The sequence below is a fragment of the Bradyrhizobium sp. LeoB3 genome, from assembly GCF_055456055.1.
In genome coordinates, this window is sequence record NZ_JBVBEF010000070.1 from 23,732 (window position 1) to 41,670 (window position 17,939).

19 protein-coding genes are annotated in these 17,939 nt (G+C 58.6%); 12 read left to right on the plus strand and 7 right to left on the minus strand.

The genetic code is table 11. The features are described from left to right. Window positions 1-432 precede the first annotated feature (432 nt). The 3 genes from ACZXDY_RS32400 (at window position 433) to ACZXDY_RS32410 (ending at window position 3,430) form a co-directional block, all read left to right on the plus strand. Window positions 433-1,167: an ATP-binding protein gene (locus tag ACZXDY_RS32400; RefSeq protein ID WP_464348321.1), complete on the plus strand. Its 735-nt coding sequence runs from the start codon at window positions 433-435 to the stop codon at window positions 1,165-1,167. Between the two features lie 201 nt (window positions 1,168-1,368). Beyond that, complete coding sequence (locus ACZXDY_RS32405; protein ID WP_464348322.1) at window positions 1,369-2,388, plus strand: aldo/keto reductase; 1,020 nt, start codon at window positions 1,369-1,371, stop codon at window positions 2,386-2,388. Window positions 2,389-2,638: 250 nt separating this feature from the next. Further along, a complete protein-coding gene (locus ACZXDY_RS32410) occupies window positions 2,639-3,430 on the plus strand; it encodes an AfsR/SARP family transcriptional regulator (protein WP_464348323.1) in 792 nt (263 codons plus the stop codon). Between the two features lie 288 nt (window positions 3,431-3,718). Here the strand turns inward: ACZXDY_RS32410 and ACZXDY_RS32415 are convergent, their stop codons facing one another. The 3 genes from ACZXDY_RS32415 to ACZXDY_RS32425 form a co-directional block, all read right to left on the minus strand. Then, a complete protein-coding gene (locus tag ACZXDY_RS32415; RefSeq protein WP_464348324.1) occupies window positions 3,719-4,570 on the minus strand; it encodes an alpha/beta fold hydrolase in 852 nt (283 codons plus the stop codon). A 126-nt stretch (window positions 4,571-4,696) separates the two neighbouring features. Continuing rightward, complete coding sequence (locus tag ACZXDY_RS32420; RefSeq protein WP_464348325.1) at window positions 4,697-4,852, minus strand: hypothetical protein; 156 nt, start codon at window positions 4,850-4,852, stop codon at window positions 4,697-4,699. Window positions 4,853-5,165: 313 nt separating this feature from the next. Next, on the minus strand, window positions 5,166-5,984 hold the full coding sequence (locus ACZXDY_RS32425) for an alpha/beta fold hydrolase (protein WP_464348326.1): 819 nt from the start codon (window positions 5,982-5,984) through the stop codon (window positions 5,166-5,168). A gap of 348 nt (window positions 5,985-6,332) precedes the next feature. Between ACZXDY_RS32425 and ACZXDY_RS32430 the strand changes: the two genes are divergently transcribed. Further along, window positions 6,333-7,256 carry a LysR substrate-binding domain-containing protein gene (locus ACZXDY_RS32430; protein WP_464348339.1) on the plus strand — a complete coding sequence of 308 codons (924 nt, stop codon included), beginning with the start codon at window positions 6,333-6,335 and terminating at the stop codon, window positions 7,254-7,256. Between the two features lie 840 nt (window positions 7,257-8,096). On the opposite strand, the gene ACZXDY_RS32435 is transcribed toward ACZXDY_RS32430, so the two are convergent. Next, window positions 8,097-8,282, minus strand: coding sequence for a hypothetical protein (locus ACZXDY_RS32435; RefSeq protein ID WP_464348340.1), 186 nt, complete (start codon window positions 8,280-8,282; stop codon window positions 8,097-8,099). 767 nt (window positions 8,283-9,049) lie between these two features. On the opposite strand from ACZXDY_RS32435, the gene ACZXDY_RS32440 reads away from it, so the two are divergent. Continuing rightward, window positions 9,050-10,636 carry a tetratricopeptide repeat protein gene (locus ACZXDY_RS32440; RefSeq protein ID WP_464348327.1) on the plus strand — a complete coding sequence of 529 codons (1,587 nt, stop codon included), beginning with the start codon at window positions 9,050-9,052 and terminating at the stop codon, window positions 10,634-10,636. Between the two features lie 30 nt (window positions 10,637-10,666). Next, a complete protein-coding gene (locus ACZXDY_RS32445; protein WP_464348328.1) occupies window positions 10,667-11,047 on the plus strand; it encodes a hypothetical protein in 381 nt (126 codons plus the stop codon). A 430-nt stretch (window positions 11,048-11,477) separates the two neighbouring features. Here ACZXDY_RS32445 and ACZXDY_RS32450 read toward each other — a convergent pair whose 3' ends face one another. After that, window positions 11,478-12,494, minus strand: coding sequence for a zinc-dependent alcohol dehydrogenase family protein (locus tag ACZXDY_RS32450; protein ID WP_464348329.1), 1,017 nt, complete (start codon window positions 12,492-12,494; stop codon window positions 11,478-11,480). 467 nt (window positions 12,495-12,961) lie between these two features. Between ACZXDY_RS32450 and ACZXDY_RS32455 the strand changes: the two genes are divergently transcribed. Next, window positions 12,962-13,096 (plus strand): hypothetical protein, encoded by a 135-nt coding sequence (locus tag ACZXDY_RS32455; RefSeq protein ID WP_464348330.1) that lies wholly within the window; start codon window positions 12,962-12,964, stop codon window positions 13,094-13,096. On the opposite strand, the gene ACZXDY_RS32460 is transcribed toward ACZXDY_RS32455, so the two are convergent. Together ACZXDY_RS32460 and ACZXDY_RS32465 are read right to left on the minus strand one after the other, a co-directional pair. Then, a complete protein-coding gene (locus ACZXDY_RS32460) occupies window positions 13,093-14,109 on the minus strand; it encodes an integrase core domain-containing protein (protein ID WP_464348331.1) in 1,017 nt (338 codons plus the stop codon). The genes ACZXDY_RS32455 and ACZXDY_RS32460 overlap by 4 nt on opposite strands. A 112-nt stretch (window positions 14,110-14,221) precedes the next feature. Next, a complete protein-coding gene (locus tag ACZXDY_RS32465; RefSeq protein ID WP_464348332.1) occupies window positions 14,222-14,371 on the minus strand; it encodes a hypothetical protein in 150 nt (49 codons plus the stop codon). A gap of 366 nt (window positions 14,372-14,737) precedes the next feature. Between ACZXDY_RS32465 and ACZXDY_RS32470 the strand changes: the two genes are divergently transcribed. The 5 genes from ACZXDY_RS32470 to ACZXDY_RS32490 all read left to right on the plus strand — a co-directional run bounded on the left by ACZXDY_RS32470 (window position 14,738) and on the right by ACZXDY_RS32490 (window position 17,816). Beyond that, complete coding sequence (locus ACZXDY_RS32470; protein WP_028168919.1) at window positions 14,738-14,923, plus strand: hypothetical protein; 186 nt, start codon at window positions 14,738-14,740, stop codon at window positions 14,921-14,923. A gap of 703 nt (window positions 14,924-15,626) precedes the next feature. Further along, the gene (locus tag ACZXDY_RS32475; protein ID WP_464348333.1) at window positions 15,627-16,115 is read left to right on the plus strand and encodes a hypothetical protein; all 489 of its coding nucleotides are present in this window, start codon (window positions 15,627-15,629) and stop codon (window positions 16,113-16,115) included. A 450-nt stretch (window positions 16,116-16,565) separates the two neighbouring features. Next, on the plus strand, window positions 16,566-16,886 hold the full coding sequence (locus ACZXDY_RS32480) for a hypothetical protein (RefSeq protein ID WP_464348334.1): 321 nt from the start codon (window positions 16,566-16,568) through the stop codon (window positions 16,884-16,886). Window positions 16,887-16,900: 14 nt separating this feature from the next. Beyond that, window positions 16,901-17,521 (plus strand): general stress protein, encoded by a 621-nt coding sequence (locus ACZXDY_RS32485; RefSeq protein WP_464348335.1) that lies wholly within the window; start codon window positions 16,901-16,903, stop codon window positions 17,519-17,521. A 157-nt stretch (window positions 17,522-17,678) separates the two neighbouring features. Next, a complete protein-coding gene (locus ACZXDY_RS32490) occupies window positions 17,679-17,816 on the plus strand; it encodes a hypothetical protein (RefSeq protein WP_464348336.1) in 138 nt (45 codons plus the stop codon). Window positions 17,817-17,939 lie beyond the last annotated feature (123 nt).

A 17,939-nucleotide genomic window follows, 5' to 3' on the forward strand; every position in this document is an offset into this window, starting at 1 on the left:
GCCCATCACTATCTAGGCCGCCATCGACGCTTTTGATTTCGCGGAAGCGAACATCTGTCGGCTGCGGATGAACTGTCGCACCAGGGAGCGCCTCTCCGGTGATACGTACGCGAACGGATGTTCACCCGGACACGACGACAAAGCCCGTGCCCCCAATCGATCAAAGAAGTGCATTTCGGTATCGCTCGTAGTGTATCGCAGGCGCACGACGAATGGCGTACGATCATCTAGGTTAGGCCCGGCACCAACACGGTTCGTAACATTCGTAACACCAGGCTTTAGAACATGCATAGAGGCGTTCCTTCTCCCCAGCCAGTGCAGTGTGTAGACATTCCGGAAAACTCTCGAATCGCCAGAGTTCCTGAACTATTCATTCGTAAGTCTCTCCCGGACATCGCCGAGCATAAATACGATGGGAGGGCCCGCCACCCGATGGAAGAGCAGCTTCACCAAAGCCAGAAAATCGCCTTGGTCGGCCAGCTCACCGCTGGCGTCTCCCACGATCTCAACAACCTGCTAACGGTGATTTCTACGAACCTCGATTTGATCGAGGACGTGGCGAAAAACGGCAGGGTCGGGCAGCTGGCCGCCACCGCACGGCGCGCCGTTGACCTGGGCGCCAAGCTAACCGCACAGCTACTCTCCTTTTCGCGGCGCCGGAAATTGGAACAGACGGTGGTAAACCTAAGCCAGTTGATCTCTCAATTCGAGGAGCTGATGAAACAAGCTGTCGGACCAGGATGTGACATTCGACTGCGGATCGACCCTCAGCTCTGGCGGTGCCACCTCGATCCGTCGCTGCTGGAGACCGCGCTGCTCAATCTCATACTCAACGCACGCGATGCGATGCCGCACGGCGGCACCCTTGAGCTCGAAGCCCGCAACGTTGTCGTGCATGAGGGAAGCGCCAGTGGCCGCCAGGTAAGATCCTGTGTCAGGCTGTCCGTGACGGACACAGGCAGCGGAATTTCCCCGGAGGTGCGGGAACGAGTATTCGAGCCGTTTTTTACGACGAAGGAGGTCGGCAAAGGCACCGGGCTCGGCCTCAGCATGGTCGAGGGATTCGTTAGACAAACCGGTGGGTGCGTTGACATCGAAAGTGCGCCGGGAGCCGGAACGACCGTCGCCCTCTATCTCCCTAAAGCCCCGGAAACGCTTAAGGCCTAACATGACCTGTTAGCCGGAATTATGTACCGGAGTGGATATGGCGGTCGCAACACGGCCTGTTGGTCAACTCCTCTGGCCCGACGCGATTGATTGATGAGGTGAGTACATCCCAGTATCAGCAGTAGTGCACCGTGCGCTTTGCCGGATGCGGCCGACATCACCAAATGACTGCTTGCTGCTACCTGAGCATGGAGGTACACGATGAAGATCAGAGACGCGCTGCTGAATGGCCCGTTGGGGTTTGGCGCGGCCCCCTTAGGCAACATGTTCCGCGAGATTCCGGACGAAGAAGCTTCCGCTACAGTGGATGCCGCCTGGGACATTGGAACGCGTTATTTCGACACGGCTCCTTTTTATGGTGCGGGGTTATCCGAAATCCGGCTTGGCAAAGAGCTATCAAGGCGCAAGCGCGCCGAATATATCCTCAGCACTAAAGTCGGCCGCTTGATCCTCGACGACATGGAGGACGTCGGCACCCGCGACCATGGAGAGAAGGGGGATATCTTCAAGCACGGCCGGCCGAACAGGATGATCTATGATTATACGGCCGACGGCGTGAAAAAGTCGATCCACGACAGCATCAATCGCATGAACGTAGATCACATCGACTTTGTGTGGGTCCACGACATCGCTCGGGATTTTCACGGCGACGACTGGCTCAGCATGTTCGAGACCGCGCGCAAGGGCGCATTCGTTGCGCTCAGCCAGCTGCGTGATCAAGGGGTGATCAAAGGCTGGGGCCTGGGTGTCAATAAAGTACAACCGGTCGAGCTCCTTTTCGATCTCGCGGAGGTAAAGCCCGATGCGACCCTCCTCGCCGGCCGCTACACGCTATTGGACCATGAACAGGCGCTGCAGCGTTTGATGCCGGAAGCCCAGGCGAAGGGCATCGACATCGTCATTGGTGGCCCCTACAGCTCGGGCGTCCTGGCCGGCGGCGCTCACTTCGAGTACGCTCCGGCTCCCAGAGAAATCCTGGCAAAGGTCGAGAAAATCAGGGCTCTCTGCGCCAGACACGGCGTGCCGATCAAAGCGGCAGCCCTGCAGTTCTCACTGGCGCACCCCGCGTCAGCAGCCGTCATACCCGGCGCGAGCAGGCCCGAGCGCATCAAGGAGGATCACGAAGCTCTGAAGGCGAACGTGCCCGGAGAGTTCTGGCGCGATATCCGCGCACAGGGATTGGTGGCGCCGAACGCACCGCTGCCGATCGACAAGAAGTGAAAGCAGTGGGTCCCGCGAAGGCATGATGGCCGAATAGATCTGAAAGCCGGTGGAGACTGGGTTTATCAGGATCGACCTGAGAAGCCACTTTCTGAAAGCGTCATACCCGACGTCCAGGTGTCAAGAAAACTCAACCGAGTTCGACGCGCGAGGCGCATGCGCAGATCGTTCGATCCATGGGCTCGTTTCTAACTCTGCCGGGATCAAACGTGTCGTTCGAGACAAACGTTGGACGTCGTAAGGTTCGGAAATGTTAAGGCTCAATCTCCTCGGAGCGTTCTCTCTGGTCAGCGGACGGGTTGCAATAACGATCAGCAACAAGAAGGCGCAGGCTCTGCTTGCGCTTCTTGCCCTGGCCCCGGCGCATTCCTGTCAGCGCGAGCGCTTGGCTACATCGCTCTGGCCTGACCACCCGGAAGTCGCTGCGCGCCAAAGTCTGCGCCAGTGCCTAAGCATTCTGCGTCGGACCGTCCCAGAGCTTCCGCTCGTGACAGACCATGATCGAGTTGGTTTCGCGGCGGAGACGATCGCTATCGATGTATCCGAGTTCGAAGCACTATGCGCCGACAAGACCATCGAGTCGCTGAAGCTTGCGACAGAGCTCTACCACGGCGATCTGCTGGAATGCCTTCATACCAGGTCCGATCTGTTCGAAGCTTGGCTGATCAGAGAACGAATTCGGCTTCGCACCATGGCAACGTCGGCGCTCCGTCTCTTGCTGGACTGCCTGAAGGAAACACCTCCTCGCGATGAAGCGTACCGCATTGCGCATCGACTCCTCGCCATCGACCCACTGCAGGAGGACGTCCATCGTGCATTGATGATGCTCTACTTTGATGACGGTCAGACCGCACTTGCGCTCAGACAATTCAAACGATGCAAAGCTGTTCTCCGGAGCGAGCTTGACGTCGATCCCGATGACGAAACGATGGCGCTCTATAGGAATTTCAACAGCGCGCGTGCTCAGGGCGCAACCAAACGCAATGGAAACCGCCGAGGAGCTGGCCGTCTCGGCGCATGGCACGCTCCAACCGTGCGGTGAGACGGCGGCTATGCGAAGGGTTGGATGCACGACTCGGCGAATGTCCCGCGGGGAACCTTGATGGAGGTCATCCAGCTTCTGCAGCCTCCTAGTCTGTTGCAGGATCCGGACATCCAGCAGCGCATCGAGACCGTGTCCTCGGGAGCGACTAAGCAACGCGGCGATGAGTAGAAACGGCATTGCTGGACTTGCCGGGTGTCTGTGCCCGCGTTTGTTGACAATGCCGATTTCCGCGGCCGATTTTCCGCGCATGGAGCTTTGGCATGTTTTAAAGGCAAAAGCAGATGCCTACGCTGGTGATATCGGTTTGAATTGCATCACCATTCCAAAATCAGATTGGGCAGCATCGATATGTTGCAATATTTGCGGATTGATTTCCGTAGAATGCGTGATTGCCAACATATGACCGGCTTCTGGAAGGCGTATGTGATGAACGCTGGGCATCACTGAGGCAAGACGGTTTACGATCTCCTGCGTAGGCTTAGGCGACGCCCCTCCGGAAAACAGCAGAGTTGGCACGGCGAGTTGTCGAGCTGCGTTTTCGACATCGTATTCGCCGAAGATCGCCGAGAAATCTCCCACTATCTTGTTGACGCGCTCCATCAAGGCCGTCTTTTTTCCCTCCGACAAGCTTTGCCAACATTGGCCTCCGTTCCAAAAGGTGAGAAACCTCTGCAACCCAAGTTCCTTGTCATCGAACCATATTGGCGTGCAGATGCGCGCTGTTTCGTGGAGGAAATACCGATACAGTGGATGATCGACGTCTTGCTCAAGCAAGATCGACGGCAAGACTGGTTCGATAAGCGTCAAGCTCCGAACCCGGGACGCATAACGCCCGCTGGTTGCCAGCTTGAACGCGATGGCACCACCGAACGAATGCCCCACCAGATGGATCGGACCTGCAAGCGTCTCCAATTGCCGGGCCAAATGCTCTGCTTCGATTTCCAGTTTCGACATTGCGGGATCGTAACAAGGCGTATCAGCCCCGTAACCAGAGATGTCGGGCGCAACTGCGTTGTACTCGCCGCACGCTTCAATGAGCTTCGACCACTGGTTTCCAGAGCTCAACGAACAGTGCAGGGCTACGATATTGGCCTTTACGTTGCTCGTCCCCGACAGTGGGCTCGGAATTGTTGGCATCGCTCTCTCCACGCCCTCAATGGGCTCCATGCGCCCTCAATAAAGAGGACACGTGAGAGCGACGTCATCTAAGCCGTCAAACGATCGTCAATCGCGCTTTCGCGAGCACGCAGAATTCCCTCATCATTATCGGCTCGATTTCTTGCCGCCCAGAGACGCGACGTTGGATGCCGCGAGGAACGCGACAAGCACCTCGGCCTTCTTGTCGGGCGGATTGCGCCGAGCCAAGCCGGCCCGGCCGCGCAGCCCTTCGCGACCGGCCGAACAAAGAGCCCCGCTCATGACGCGCGATCAGCTCCTTAGTCGTTCGCGTGTACCCTGCCCTTGCGATCCAACTCTCTAGGCCGCGTAAACTTCTGCGGACGTCGCGTCCTCAAAAGGACGATCGTCGACATTTCTCTCAATAGATTTTTCTTGATCTCCCGGTACACACGTCGTGCACACGCAGCCTCCTAACCGATTGAAAACCTTGAACTCTCATTCCAGTCCATCAAAAGCGGCTGTCGCTTACCATCTCTTGAACTGAAAGGAGACGCCGCCTTGCAAACGGCATCTCCTTCGTGCGGGAAGGCGATGACGGAGGAGAGATGCCGGGTCAAGACCTGATGAACGCGAGTAGGTCGGGGTTGAGGACATCCGCATGCGTCGTGAGCATGCCATGGGGATAGCCGGCATAAGTCTTCAGCGACCCGTTCTTAAGTAAATCGACCGCACGCGACACTGAACTTGCGAACGGGACGACCTGATCAGCCTCGCCATGCATCACCAGCACCGGCACGATGATCTTCTTGAGGTCTTCAGTATAATCTTCGAGCCAGGAGTCGACGGTTGCGTAGTGAGCCAGGGCGCCGCCGCTCATGCCTTGGCGCCACCAGTTCGCGATGACCGCCTCGGAAGGCTTCGCCCCATTAAGGTTGTAGCCGTAGAACGGATTCTCAGGGACGAAGCGGTAGAACTCCGACCGGTTGCCCAACACACCTGCCCGGATCGCTTCGAACCACTCCGGCGGTTGACCGGACGGGTTGTCCTCGCTCCGGTACATGTTCGGCGTCAGTGAAGCGACCAGCGCCGCCTTCGCAACGCGTTCCTGGTGGCGAGCGACATAGCGAGCCACCTCACCGCCGCCTGTGGAGTGGCCGATGTGGATCGCGTCGCGCAGGTTGAGATGCTCAGTCAAAGCCGCGAGGTCGGCAACCCAATGGTTCATGTCGTTGCCGGTGCCGGGCTGGTCGGACCGGCCGTGGCCGCGCCGGTCATGGGCGATCACCCGATACCCGTGATGAAGGAAGAACGTCATCTGGGCATCCCAGTCGTCCGCTGTCAGCGGCCAACCATGGCTAAAAACGATCGGCTGACCCGATCCCCAATCCTTGTAGAAGATTTTTACGCCGTCTGTCGTCGTGATCGTGGGCATCGAGAGCTCCATTGAATTTATTGAAAGGTTTGCGGACGGGGGTCTAAGAAAGGCAAACGAGCCCAGGCTAATCAGGCCACAGATCGCGGCTCCTGGCTTTCCGAAAGACACGATGTTCAGCGGCCTCGCCTCGCTGCAGAATTGTTGAGGCCGTACTGAATTGCGACCACGCCGTGCCTATCGGCCTGGAGTCCTGGGATCACTTTGCTGAAGACGATACGAGGCTTCGGCAAAGCATTGTTCGTTGTCCTTTTCTTGGTTGAAGACTGCGAAACGGTAAATCCCTCTTTGGCTCCTGACCAAGACCTTGTAGGCTTCAAGCTATGCCTGGAAGATATACGAGGGATCATGGAGCTCCGGCACCTGCGCTATTTCGTTGCCGTCGTTGAAGAAGGCAGCCTGCTGAACGCCGCCGAGCGGCGACTGAACACCTCCCAGCCGTCGCTGAGCCGGCAAATTCGCGATCTGGAAGCCGAAGTCGGCGTTCAGCTATTGGAGCGCCAGGCGCGCGGCGTGGCGCTGACCGCCGCCGGACGCGTGTTTCTCGATCATGCGCGGCTGGCGTTGCTGCAGGTCGAGGCCGCAACGGAAGGGGCCCGGCAGACGGCGCAACCGCAAAGGCCCGTACTCTCGATGGGCTTTCTCGTCGGGCTGGAGGTGATGTGGCTTCCCCAGCTGCTGCGCATCCTCCGCGAGGAAGCCCCCGATGTCGAAGTCACGCTCAGCACGCAGTCGTCACCAGAACTGGCGCTCGCGTTGTTGCGAGGAAAATTGGACATCGCTTTCCTTCGTCCCGAGAAGGACAACGAGGGCGTCGTCTTCAAGATATTGGCAAAGGAGCCCTTGATTGCCGTGCTGCCGGCCGAACACCGTCTGGCATCACGGAAGAAGATTCGTCCGCAGGATCTCGCCCGCGAGATCTATGTCAGCTCGGCAAGAACATCGCCGGTCTTGCAGGATGTCATACAGAATTACGCATCCCGGGCCGGCATTATCCTCAAGGCGAAATATGAGGGCGAAAATATATCATCGGCCATGTCGCTCGTGGCCTCCACGGGCGGAATTAGCCTCGTCCCGCTCTATGCGCAGAACATGCTTGCACCGAACGTCGTCGCCAGAGCGCTCGAGGGCGGCACTCCAACGGTCGATTTGGCCTTGGGATACAATCTGGCAAATCCATCGCCCTTGCTGCGTCGGCTTTTGTCCCGCACGGATGAATTGGTCGCGAACGTCCAGAACCAGAGCATCATCCGATACGTTGAAGCTCCGTAGCCGGCGGTACCAGGCGTCCGCTGTACGGTCACAAGCAGTCCTTGACGGCGGACACTCGTGAGGTCTGCTATGGGTCGATTCCGTTGAAAAAGTCGAAAATAGTAACACCGCAAAAATCTCGCTGAAATCAGCTCGGGGCGAACTCCGGCAAGAAAAGCCTTCACAGCAAAGCTAGGAAGATCGCAGAGCGATCCAATGTAGATTGACGTGGTCCACCGTGTCTAACGGCGTCGACCGCACCGGTAGCCCTTAGAAAATAGGCGTACGCGCCACATAGGACTTTTTCAACAGAATCGGTCAAAATGCGAAGAACTCAACGTGAGCAAATCTAGTCCGCTATGCCCCCGTGTCTCGAAGAGGCGCGCAGCCACTTCGCTGATGGGCCAAGAAGAGACCTGGCTCTAGCCTAAGGCCGCCCTGGATAACGGGCAACGGCCGAGACATTCGTTTCAACTCAGATGGCAGCTCCAGCCAGCAAGAAAGCGCCGCCAAGCGCGACCATCACGAGTCCAGGCCAGTTCAATTTGATGCCGAAGCCGCTACCCGGTCTTTCAGGTTCCAGCGTGTCACGCCCGGAGCGAAGCCGCCTTCCACCGCTGAATCGGCCTCGCCAGATTGGCTGAAACGCCATCTGGAGCACGCCGCCGAAAACAAGGTCACGCTCGCCTCCTGCACCAGCGAACGCCGAGAGATGGCCCAGCCAAGAACCGTGGTCCATTCAACGTCTCCCCGCTGCTCTCCGAATTAGAACGACCTTGACGCCGGACAAGCCAGCGCGCCGCACGTAGGCTGGGGATCACGCTCTCCGAAATCAGGCTACGTTGATCATAAGCATCCTGCTTAGTCTTCGTCCGGCTCGCGCACGACCGGCGGTTCGTCGGTTCGGTTCTCTTCGTCGTCTTGCTCGTCGTCTTGCTCTTCGTCCTCTTCGTCGTCATCGGGATCTCGGGGTGGCGTGTTGCCCATGATCGCGAAGACACGCCGGCCGATCCTGGTGGGAGCTACTTCGGAGATTTGTAGGGTCATGTTGTTGCTCCTCGGATGTGACCCAGGGGCACTTTACTCCTTTTTCGGAGGGGCAGACACGGAATTGGCGGCCGGCGGAGATGTGGCCACTCCGTCGCTTAGCGCCGGCTGACCTGGTGCGCGGTCCAGTGGCGCGTGCGGTTTAGCAAGGCCCGTCGTGCCGGGCGGGGTCTCGTTGTTAGCCGTTCTGGTGTCGACCCGCTCAAGCGTCGTCACGAATGCCGCGAGTATCGCGATCATCACCGCGATCGCGAAAAATACGATAGCGCTATGGTGGCTGCTCCGCTCGTTACGCATGAGGGGCTCCCTCTACCGTAGAAACATTATCCGAGTTGGATGGTTCCCGCGCGCGACCGGCTGGATTGAGTGGCAAGGACAACGAAGATCGGGCGGCGGCATAGCTGAATGAAAACCGGCAATGGTCGCCGACAAGCGGCCTCTTTCGTTTCTGAGTCTCGCTTAGAATCCCAATGCGGAGCCTCTTTCGGGCTATCAGCATTCTCAGACCCCGGCCGTACAGTTGGGCGGCCCTCGGGCTTAACGCCCCAGCCCCGCCCGGAGCGCAGGGCGGCCTCCCCATCTGTAACTGCGAAGGCTTGTTGGGCTAATTCGCACCTATAATCCGTCATCACCGCTGACCTGTCTCACGAAGAAGGGCATCACCACTTTTCACCTTTCGGAGTCGGATGGCATAGCCGATCTCAGGAAATGGGCCTAACCTGCGCGATGCTCGGGGACTTTCGAAGTCTTTTGCCTGGAGCTTGATTATGATCAAAACACCATTCGCACTTGCTGCCACGGCCGCGGTGGGACTTTCATTCGCGCAACCGGCGTTGGGACAATCGGGCGACGAAAGGCTTGGAACGGTACATTTCGAGACATCCTGCGGATCTGACGCGCAGAAATTATTCGATCGCGGAATGCTCTTTCAGCATTCCTTCTGGTATCGCGCATCCCAAAAAGTATTTGAGGATGCGCTGAAGGCCGATCCCGAATGCGGCATCGCCTATTGGGGTATCGCGCTAAGTCTATTGTGGAATCCTCACGCTCCGACGCCGGCAAAAAATCTCGCGGAGGGCGCTGCCGTGTTGGCGAAAGCAAAGACCGTCGGCGCCAAGACCCAGCGCGAACGCGACTACCTCGATGCACTCGGCGTTATGTACGCAGACTATGAAAAAGTCGATCACCGTACGCGCATGCAAGCGTACACCGCGGCCATGGCGCAACTGGCCCAGCGCTATCCTGACGATGACGAAGCGCAGATCTACTATGCGCTCGCCCTGAACACTTCGGCTTCACCGGCCGACAAAACCTACGCCAATCAGCTCAAAGGCGCCGCGATCCTCGAGCCGATAGCAATACGCCAGCCACAACATCCCGGCGTGGCGCATTACTTAATCCACCTGTATGACTATCCGCCCATCGCTGAAAAGGGCCTCGAGGCAGCCCGCCGCTACGCCAAAGTTGCGCCAGCGGCAGCGCATGCTCAGCATATGCCGTCACACATCTTCACGCGCGTCGGCTATTGGAAAGAGTCGATTTCGTCCAATGTCGAGTCGTCGCGTGTCGCGAGCGCGGACAAAGAGGGTCACGATCAGCTCCATGCGATGGATTACCTAGTCTACGCCTATCTACAACTTGGGCAAGACAAGAGGGCGGCAGCCGTTATCGACGAGATGAACAGCGTCACGGGGTTCACCGAGACGTTCATAGCCGGGCCGTACGCACTGGCTGCCTCGCCAGCCCGCTACGCGATAGAACGCGGCGATTGGAAAGCCGCCGCGGCGCTACAAGTTCGTGCCAGCCCGTTGGCTAATGTGCAGGCGATCACCTATTTCGCACGAGCGCTAGGCGCAGCTCGCTCGGGCAATCCTGACGCTGCAAAGGTCGATATCGCAAGGCTCGCCGAGTTGCGCGACAAACTGCGAGATGCGAAAGATGCTTATTGGTCAGAGCAGGTGGATATTCAAGGGCAGGTCGCGACGGCCTGGCTGCTCTATGCCGAGGGCAAGCACGACGACGCGTTGAAAGCGATGAGTGCTGCCGCCGAGGCGGAGGACAAGACTGAGAAACACCCGGTGACACCGGGCGTACCAAAGCCGGCGCGCGAACTCTACGGTGTCATGCTGCTCGAGAGCGGTAACGCGAAGGACGCGCTCCTCGCTTTTGAAGCGACCTTAAAGAAGGAGCCGAACCGGCTGGGCGCCTATGTGGGCGCGGCGAAGGCCGCCGAGAAGTCCGGCGAGTCCGGCAAAGCTCGAGAATACTACAGCAAGGTTGTCGCGATCGCCGAGGCTGCGGATGATTCTCGGACCGAGGTCGCCGACGCGCGTGCATTTCTGGCGAAGCATTGAAGGACGCGCGGAGCGGGACGGTAGGGTGTCGTGAGAACATTCTTTCTAGTCATCGTTTTGAGTGCTTTCGCGACCCGGGTCGCCGCTCAATCGCTTGAGGTGATCGGATACGCTGGCGTACTCGGCGAGTGGGAGTTGACCGCTACCGTCCCGAAAGCGGCCTCCGATCCTACAAAGGAATACTCCGGACCATTTGCGATGAAACACATCGGCCTGTGCACTCAGTATGGCCCGGAGGAAAAAACCGGCGAAATGCGACTTCACATATCAGCCTCATCATCTGAATTGCGTGCAACGTTGCTGGTAGCAGGCGTTGAATGCGCCTACAGTGGGCGACTATCAGACTTCTACACCGGGACCATGGATTGCCCCGATCGGGAGGCGATCCCGCTCAAGCTGTGGTTGAGGTAGCTGCCCCGCTTAGAAACATCCCTCCTCGGGACACGCTCCGTCAGTTGCCGATCAAAGCATCAATCGGAGTTTGCGGATCTCGGTTGGACAGAAGAAACCGGGGGGGACCCAACGCTTAGCGCGGAGGTCGCCTTTGGGTCTTGGCTGTGTGAAAACGCCAAGGCGCTTGACGGCGATAGAAGAAGTTGTTCGTCCAAGACTGTCTTAGACGTCAAACTTGCAAGCGCACTCAACTTTAAGAACGAACTGAAGAATGTAATTCTCGCCGCGTTTCGATCTTCCGTGTTTTTACACAGCCAGGGTCACAAGCAGCGATTGAACCCGGTCCCAACCGGGTCAGGATTCCACCTGACAGCCGACATTCGAGCAATGTCGCGGACCGTCGAGAAGGGCCAAACCCGGACATAACCCGATCCGGAACGCTCCGCCGCTATGTGGTAAAATCGAGTACGATTTTTCCGAAATGCCCTCCTTGCTTCAGCGCTTCAAAGGCTGAGCGAGCTTCACGCCACGGAAATACCTTGCAGACCACGGGTTCTATATTGTGCGCCGAGATCGCTTTGCACATGCGGTGAAACATCTCGATCGAGCCGACGGTAATGCCTCGTACAATCACATTTTTCATGTAGATCGTTCGAACATCGAGCGGCTGAGTACCTCCTGTCAGCATCCCTACAAGAGAAATTGTGCCTTCCAGACGCACGGCTCGGATACTTTGTGCGAGTGTTCCGGCACCACCGACTTCGACAACGAGATCAACACCCTTTCCGTCGGTCAGTTGCAGCGCCTCTGCCGCCCAATCCGGTTTGGAACGATAATTGATTCCATCGGTAGCGCCCAACGCCTTTGCACGCTCCAATTTTTCATCTGATGACGAGGTTATGATAGCACGCAGGCCCGCAGCGAGGGCGAACTGAAGCGCGAAAATCGATACTCCTCCAGTCCCTTGCAGCAATATGGTCTCGCCGGGAAGTAGGCCGGTGCCGTCTAGAACAGCCCGCCAGGCTGTCAAAGCTGCGCAGGGCAACGTAGCCGCCTGAATATCCGTCAGGAAATCCGGCGGTCGAGCAAGCGCAGATTGTGGCAAAAGGAAATGTTGCTGCCCAACACCGAGTTCCGAGGCACCAAGCATGCTGAGCTTTTCAGGTGCAAGGCGGCCGGATTGCCAAGTCGGAAAGAAGGTAGAGCAAACCCGGTCACCGGGTCTGAGTCCAATAACATCCTCGCCCACTTCTTCGACCATTCCGCACGCGTCAGATAGCGGTGTATACGGAATCGACGGCCCTGCCGTTGAGGTGCCGACGATGAGTGCGAGGTCACGATAGTTGAGCGCGGCGGCGGTGGTTCGCACGAGTACCATATCTCGAAACGCGCGCGGCGTTTTCCGGCTCAGAATGTGTAAATCCAACAGCCCATTTTTACCCGTGACTTGAAGGGTTTCACTCATCGATTCGGCCTCGCGTGACCCGAAAATCGGGCAAGTTCTACTCCGAAATGAACCAAACCCTACCAGAGAGCACGTTGGCTAGCATCCGATGTCCCTTCCGGGCCGATTCTGTTGAAAAAGTCCGATGTGGCGCGCATGCCTATTTTCTAAGGGCTACCGATGCGGTCGGCGCCGTTAGACACGAGGGACCACGTCAATCTACGCTGGATCGCTCTGCGATCTTCCTAGCTTTGCCGTGAAGGCTTTTCTTACCGGAGTCCCCCCGAGCTGATTTCATCGAGATTTTTGCGCTGGTACTATTTCGACTTTTTCAACACAATCGGCCATAACCAGACCTTGCACCATTTAGCGGCGTGGACGAAGGTCTCTGCGGGTTGAAAGGCGATCATAGTGTCTGGCGGCCCCGCGACGGGAGGGGTTCCTTTTTGCCCGCCGCCGGTGTTTTCTCTACACGGCGGAGAACGGGCATGCAGGGATCGCTGGGGGAAAAGATCGGTGAAGGCGCCTTCTCCGAAGCCTACGCCTGGACAACCGGTCAGGTCGTTAAACTGTTCAAACCCGGCGTGCCGCGACGGATGCCCCTCTGTGTACCGAAAACCTAACCCCTGCGGTAGTGGTGATGAAGTCCGCCCAGGATAGCAAGTGCCCTGACTTCACCGGTTCGCTGAACTGGGCGAGAAACGGGCGCATCCTTGCCCAAAGCCAAGTGTGTGCGCGTCGCATTATAGTAGCGAGCGTAGGATTTCAGAATCCGGTGCAGATGTGCCTCGCCCAGGACAATGATGTGGTCCACACATTCACGCCGGATCGATCCGATCAGCCGTTCGACAAAGCCATTCTGCCAGGGTGAGGCAGGTGCAATGGGCTTGTCCCGGATACCCATGGCACGCAGTCGGCGTGTGACGACGGCACCGTAGATGCAATCCCGGTCCCGGATCATGTAGCGCGGAGCCTCGTTCCAGGGGAATGCCTCCGTTAGTTGACGCGCGACCCATTCGGCGGTTGGATGTGCTGTGACGTTGATCCAGACAAGATCTCTGCGGTCCAGCCGAACGACGACGAAGGCATAGAGCAGTTTGAAGCCAATTGTTGGGACAACGAATAAGTCCATGGCAGCAATGTCTGGCGCGTGATTGTGCAAGAAGATCCGCCATCCATGGCTGCGCCGCCCTCGCCCTTTGACCATGTACCTGGCGACGCTCGACTCCGCGACCTGAAACCCGAGCTTGAGCAGTTCGCCGTGGATGCGAGGTGCGCCCCAAAGCGGATTTTCGACGCTCATCCGCCGGATCAAGACGCGCAGCTCCGTTTCGATCTGCGGTCGCCCTCCCCGTGGGCGCGACTTCCAACGCCAGTAGCAGCGGAATCCGGCTCTGTGCCAACGCACCAGCGTTTCGGGCCGGATGATCGTGAGAACCTGCAGGATTGCTGGAAACCAACGATACAGCTGGATAAAGAACCAGCGATCATGGTTCGTGAGGCGAACGCGACCACGCGGCCTGCGCCTCAAGACAATCAACTGATGTCGCAGCACCGCGTTCTCGGCTTCAAGCCGTAACTTCGACCTGAATGGCGAGGCCAGGACGGCGAGGGCGAAGCAGAACAGCCCGATCATCCCGCCAGCTTAGGTGATTCCAACGCGGCATCACACTCGGATGAGGTTTTCGGTACACACAGGAGGGCTTTAAGGCTGACACGATCACAAAGGAAGATGGTACCGATTGAGCTTATTCGTGCGCACCGATTACGAGATCATTGTCGACGCCGTTCAAGCTGCCCGTCGTGTGCTCGGTGAGAACATAGAGCCGGGACAGCCGCGCGACGCCACCGTCACCGTTCATCGGCTGCTGGGACTGCTGGACAATCGAGACGTCCATGCGGTGCTGAAGCGCATCGACCTGCGTAACCGTTCGAGCTGGTCAGCGTCGAGACCTGATGAATTTTCCTCTTGGACGCGGGACGCATGCCGCTGCGCCTCATCAAGGCCTCGTGCGCAGGGCATTTACATAATTTAATGTATCCGGGCAGACCGGCGATAAAAATTCTGCATGGGATGCAAACGAAAGCGACATCGATCCAAGCCGATCGGCTCGCTGCGGGAGCGGCTCGTCAGCTCAGCCCAGCAGGCTCGCACGCGCGCCAGAAATCTTGCACCGGGCGCCGAGCGGGATAAGCTGCTCCGGCAAGCGAGGCAAGCCGAACGGCAGCTGAGCTGGACGAAGCCCTAAGTTTGGTCAGGCGAAATGAAAGACATGCAAGCGCACTTGGAAAAGCTTCGGAATGAAGCCGACGAGTGCGATCTAATCAGCAAGCTCGCGACCAACGCGACGAAGAAAGCACTCTTTGCCAAGCTTGCCGAACACCACCGAGCGTTGGTCAGGGATGTAGAGCAAGCGATCGCGGCCTCCTCGGTAGATCCGAGCGATTGAATCCCGACCGCCGGCCATTGCGGGCATAAAACGCAGCCCGGCCGGGGGTAAGACCGAGCTGCGAGGGGGTAGCGCACACCCGGTTGGTGATCGTCTGTGCGCACCCATCCAACTTCGCGCGCGGACCCTTTGTTCCTTATCTGCCAGCGGTGCAAAAACGAAGAAGACTATCGTTTTTCTGCAGCGACCAAGGCCCGTCGCAGTCGCAATGGTGCTGCTGGAGGTCGAGATTGGCTAGCCAGAGGACCTGATGACGGCCCGCTGGAACATCGACAACGATCAGCCGCGCGTCTCGTTCAGGTAGTCAGCTGGAATTCGAGTTCCTAAGCTCAGGCGATCCGATCAGGTGGTCGCCGCCCGAGGCGTCCTTCCAGTTTTGCTCTCAAGCGCGCCACCTGCTGAAGGCGGGCTGACAGATCCTCGGCAGTACGACTCAAGCGGACACCCTGCGTAAGACGGTCTGATAGATTCTTGGTAATACGAAGCAGCAGAATGATGCGATCGCCTTCTCTCATAGCGTCACCAGGCAATGTACAGTGGCAGCAGCAGAGAGTAAGTGAGCAGCCGCGGATCTGTTCCGGCGGTGTTTGCGCGCGGCTGGCCGGAGGCATGCAGGCTGAGAATCCGCGTGCCCGCAACCAGCGAGCGACATCGGCCGAATGCAAGGTGCGGCGCCTCAAAGGCCTGAGGGAGGACCTCTGAAATGAAGTGGTGCGCGCGCTGCGACAATTGCCGCTGGGTCTGCGAGAACCATCCAGCCAAGCCGTGGCTGGGCGAGCACGCCTGCACCTGCGGCGGCGCCGGCATGCCTTGCCCGGCCTGCAATCCGAGCGATGAGAAGACACCGCCAGACCTGCCCGAGGGTTTCGAATCAATCTCGACGACCGGGAGCCACATGCGTCGGATTCCCGGCGAGGAGATCGACAGCTCGATCGAACCAGGCGAGTGGTCGGAGCCGGAGCCGGCGACCAGCTTTCGCACCATCGACGGCAAGCCGATCTATTGGCGCGATGGTCGCGGCGTTGTGCATGCCTGTGAGGGCGCCGACATACATCCCGGCGTCAGGGTGCTCTGGACGCTTTGCGGGAAGGATGTCCCGGCCGACACGGCTTACCAGGCCGAGGGGGAAGTCATCACCTGCCCGATTTGCCGAGAGCTCGTCGTAGAGCAAGGTGAACGCAGCCCGACCTAACCAGCTAAATGATCGCGCCACTCCGCACGGTCATTTTTTTCCTTAGCTTTGGTTACAAAGTGCACAGACGCGCGGCATCGAGTGTGCCTTGTTTCGGCAAGCGCTCTCTCCCGCTGATCACCAGGGTGCTCCGAAAGGGTCAGCCGAGAGCAAGCGACGCCCCGGCGCAAACCCTGCTGATTCCTCGGGCGCCGGGGCGGTCAAACTCCGCCCTCTTAATGTACGTGATTGAACTCCCGGTCGGCATCGCAGGTTGGCTCCGGCTGATGGGGATATCTCTCCTTTGGCCTTCAGTTGCGACAATGCAGAAGCCACCGACGGAACGGGGGCTCTCTTTTATGAGACATGACTCGGTGCGCGGATGCGACAGCGTCGACTGGGAAAAATAGGAACACACCATTCAGCGCTCAGTTGTTGGACCTCTGCATCTTCCAACGAGGACCATAACAAATGAAGCGTACCTTACTGGCAGTGTTGGCGACTGCGGTGCTCTCAGCGAGCCCGGCGATAGGGCAAAATCCACCCGCCCAATCTGGCCCGAACAACAGTGCTGTTAACAGTTCGGGACAAAACAATGCGAGCGCCCCCGTGGCTGGCCGCAACAGCTTCACCGAGAGCCAGGCAAAGTCGAGGATCGAGCAGGCGGGCTACTCGAATGTCACGTCTCTGAAAAAGGACGACGACGGCGTGTGGCGCGCCAGGGCCAACAAAGGCGGCTCGCCGACCGATGTCAGCTTGGATTTTCAAGGCAACGTAAACTCGGCTAAGTAAGAGGGCACCTCGACATGACCGTTACAATTTCGCGCCTTTATGACAACTACGCCGATGCGCAACGGGCCGTTACCGGCCTGGAGGCGGCAGGCGTGCCTCACTCTGACATCAGCATTGTCGCCAATAATTCGGACAACTGGTACAGCGCCGATAGAAAGGTGGATCGTGATGCCGACGGCGTGGATGATCGCGCCGAAGGTGCCGGTAAAGGCGCCGGAATCGGTGCCGGAGTTGGAGCTGCGGCTGGATTGTTAACGGGGCTCGGGTTGCTCGCCATTCCGGGTCTAGGACCTGTGGTGGCGGCCGGGTGGCTCGTCTCCACGGCGGCGGGCGCGGCTGCTGGTGCTGCCACTGGCGGTGTTGTTGGCGCCTTGACCCAAGCAGGGGTCTCGGAGGAAGAGGCTCCGCTATACGCCGAGGGCGTTCGTCGCGGTGGTACACTGGTATCAGCGCGGGTTGCTGACGCCGATCGAGGACGGCTGGAGTCAATCCTCGATCAGTCCGCTGTGAATCTCCGCGACCGCAGCTCCGCTTGGCGAAAGTCGGGTTGGAAGAGTTTCGATCCGTCGGCCAAACCCTACGGAGCCGAAGACGTGCGCAGGGAGCGTGAGCTTTACACTGCACAAAGGCGATAGCGCCGGACGACCCGCCTCGGCGGGTCGTTCTTTCTTCCCCGGAAAGAGCGTTGATTCATTAGCCGCCTTGAGCCCAATGATCGACCGCAGAGGAAGCGCAGCCCCGGCGCTCCTCCCCAGGAAAGTTAGCGCACCTCTCCTGAGACAGGATGCGATGATGACGGCGCGTGAGAAACGCGACATGCCTTACATCATCGGGCTCGCCTGTTTGGCGGCGGCCCTGATGGTCGCTGCGTGTACCGAAAACCTTGTCCGAGTTGATGATGTGACGGATTCGGCTAAGGTGGCGGGATGATCGGGCTTCTCTGTTTCGTGCTGGCCGTCGTGACCTCGCCGTTCAAGTCGAGGTTGCAGCTTGAAGCTGAGAACGCGGCGCTTCGACATCAGTTGATGGTCTTGCGGCGGAGGCTGCAGGGTC

Excerpts from the sequence above, each read along its gene's own strand:
- ACZXDY_RS32400 (WP_464348321.1), top strand. The coding sequence starts at position 433 with ATGGAAGAGCAGCTTCACCAAAGCCAGAAAATCGCCTTGGTCGGCCAG.
- ACZXDY_RS32405 (WP_464348322.1), top strand. The coding sequence starts at position 1,369 with ATGAAGATCAGAGACGCGCTGCTGAATGGCCCGTTGGGGTTTGGCGCG.
- ACZXDY_RS32410 (WP_464348323.1), top strand. The coding sequence starts at position 2,639 with ATGTTAAGGCTCAATCTCCTCGGAGCGTTCTCTCTGGTCAGCGGACGG.
- ACZXDY_RS32415 (WP_464348324.1), bottom strand. The coding sequence starts at position 4,570 with ATGCCAACAATTCCGAGCCCACTGTCGGGGACGAGCAACGTAAAGGCC.
- ACZXDY_RS32420 (WP_464348325.1), bottom strand. The coding sequence starts at position 4,852 with ATGAGCGGGGCTCTTTGTTCGGCCGGTCGCGAAGGGCTGCGCGGCCGG.
- ACZXDY_RS32425 (WP_464348326.1), bottom strand. The coding sequence starts at position 5,984 with ATGCCCACGATCACGACGACAGACGGCGTAAAAATCTTCTACAAGGAT.
- ACZXDY_RS32430 (WP_464348339.1), top strand. The coding sequence starts at position 6,333 with ATGGAGCTCCGGCACCTGCGCTATTTCGTTGCCGTCGTTGAAGAAGGC.
- ACZXDY_RS32435 (WP_464348340.1), bottom strand. The coding sequence starts at position 8,282 with ATGACCCTACAAATCTCCGAAGTAGCTCCCACCAGGATCGGCCGGCGT.
- ACZXDY_RS32440 (WP_464348327.1), top strand. The coding sequence starts at position 9,050 with ATGATCAAAACACCATTCGCACTTGCTGCCACGGCCGCGGTGGGACTT.
- ACZXDY_RS32450 (WP_464348329.1), bottom strand. The coding sequence starts at position 12,494 with ATGAGTGAAACCCTTCAAGTCACGGGTAAAAATGGGCTGTTGGATTTA.
- ACZXDY_RS32455 (WP_464348330.1), top strand. The coding sequence starts at position 12,962 with ATGCAGGGATCGCTGGGGGAAAAGATCGGTGAAGGCGCCTTCTCCGAA.
- ACZXDY_RS32460 (WP_464348331.1), bottom strand. The coding sequence starts at position 14,109 with ATGATCGGGCTGTTCTGCTTCGCCCTCGCCGTCCTGGCCTCGCCATTC.
- ACZXDY_RS32465 (WP_464348332.1), bottom strand. The coding sequence starts at position 14,371 with ATGGACGTCTCGATTGTCCAGCAGTCCCAGCAGCCGATGAACGGTGAC.
- ACZXDY_RS32470 (WP_028168919.1), top strand. The coding sequence starts at position 14,738 with ATGAAAGACATGCAAGCGCACTTGGAAAAGCTTCGGAATGAAGCCGAC.
- ACZXDY_RS32475 (WP_464348333.1), top strand. The coding sequence starts at position 15,627 with ATGAAGTGGTGCGCGCGCTGCGACAATTGCCGCTGGGTCTGCGAGAAC.
- ACZXDY_RS32480 (WP_464348334.1), top strand. The coding sequence starts at position 16,566 with ATGAAGCGTACCTTACTGGCAGTGTTGGCGACTGCGGTGCTCTCAGCG.
- ACZXDY_RS32485 (WP_464348335.1), top strand. The coding sequence starts at position 16,901 with ATGACCGTTACAATTTCGCGCCTTTATGACAACTACGCCGATGCGCAA.
- ACZXDY_RS32490 (WP_464348336.1), top strand. The coding sequence starts at position 17,679 with ATGACGGCGCGTGAGAAACGCGACATGCCTTACATCATCGGGCTCGCC.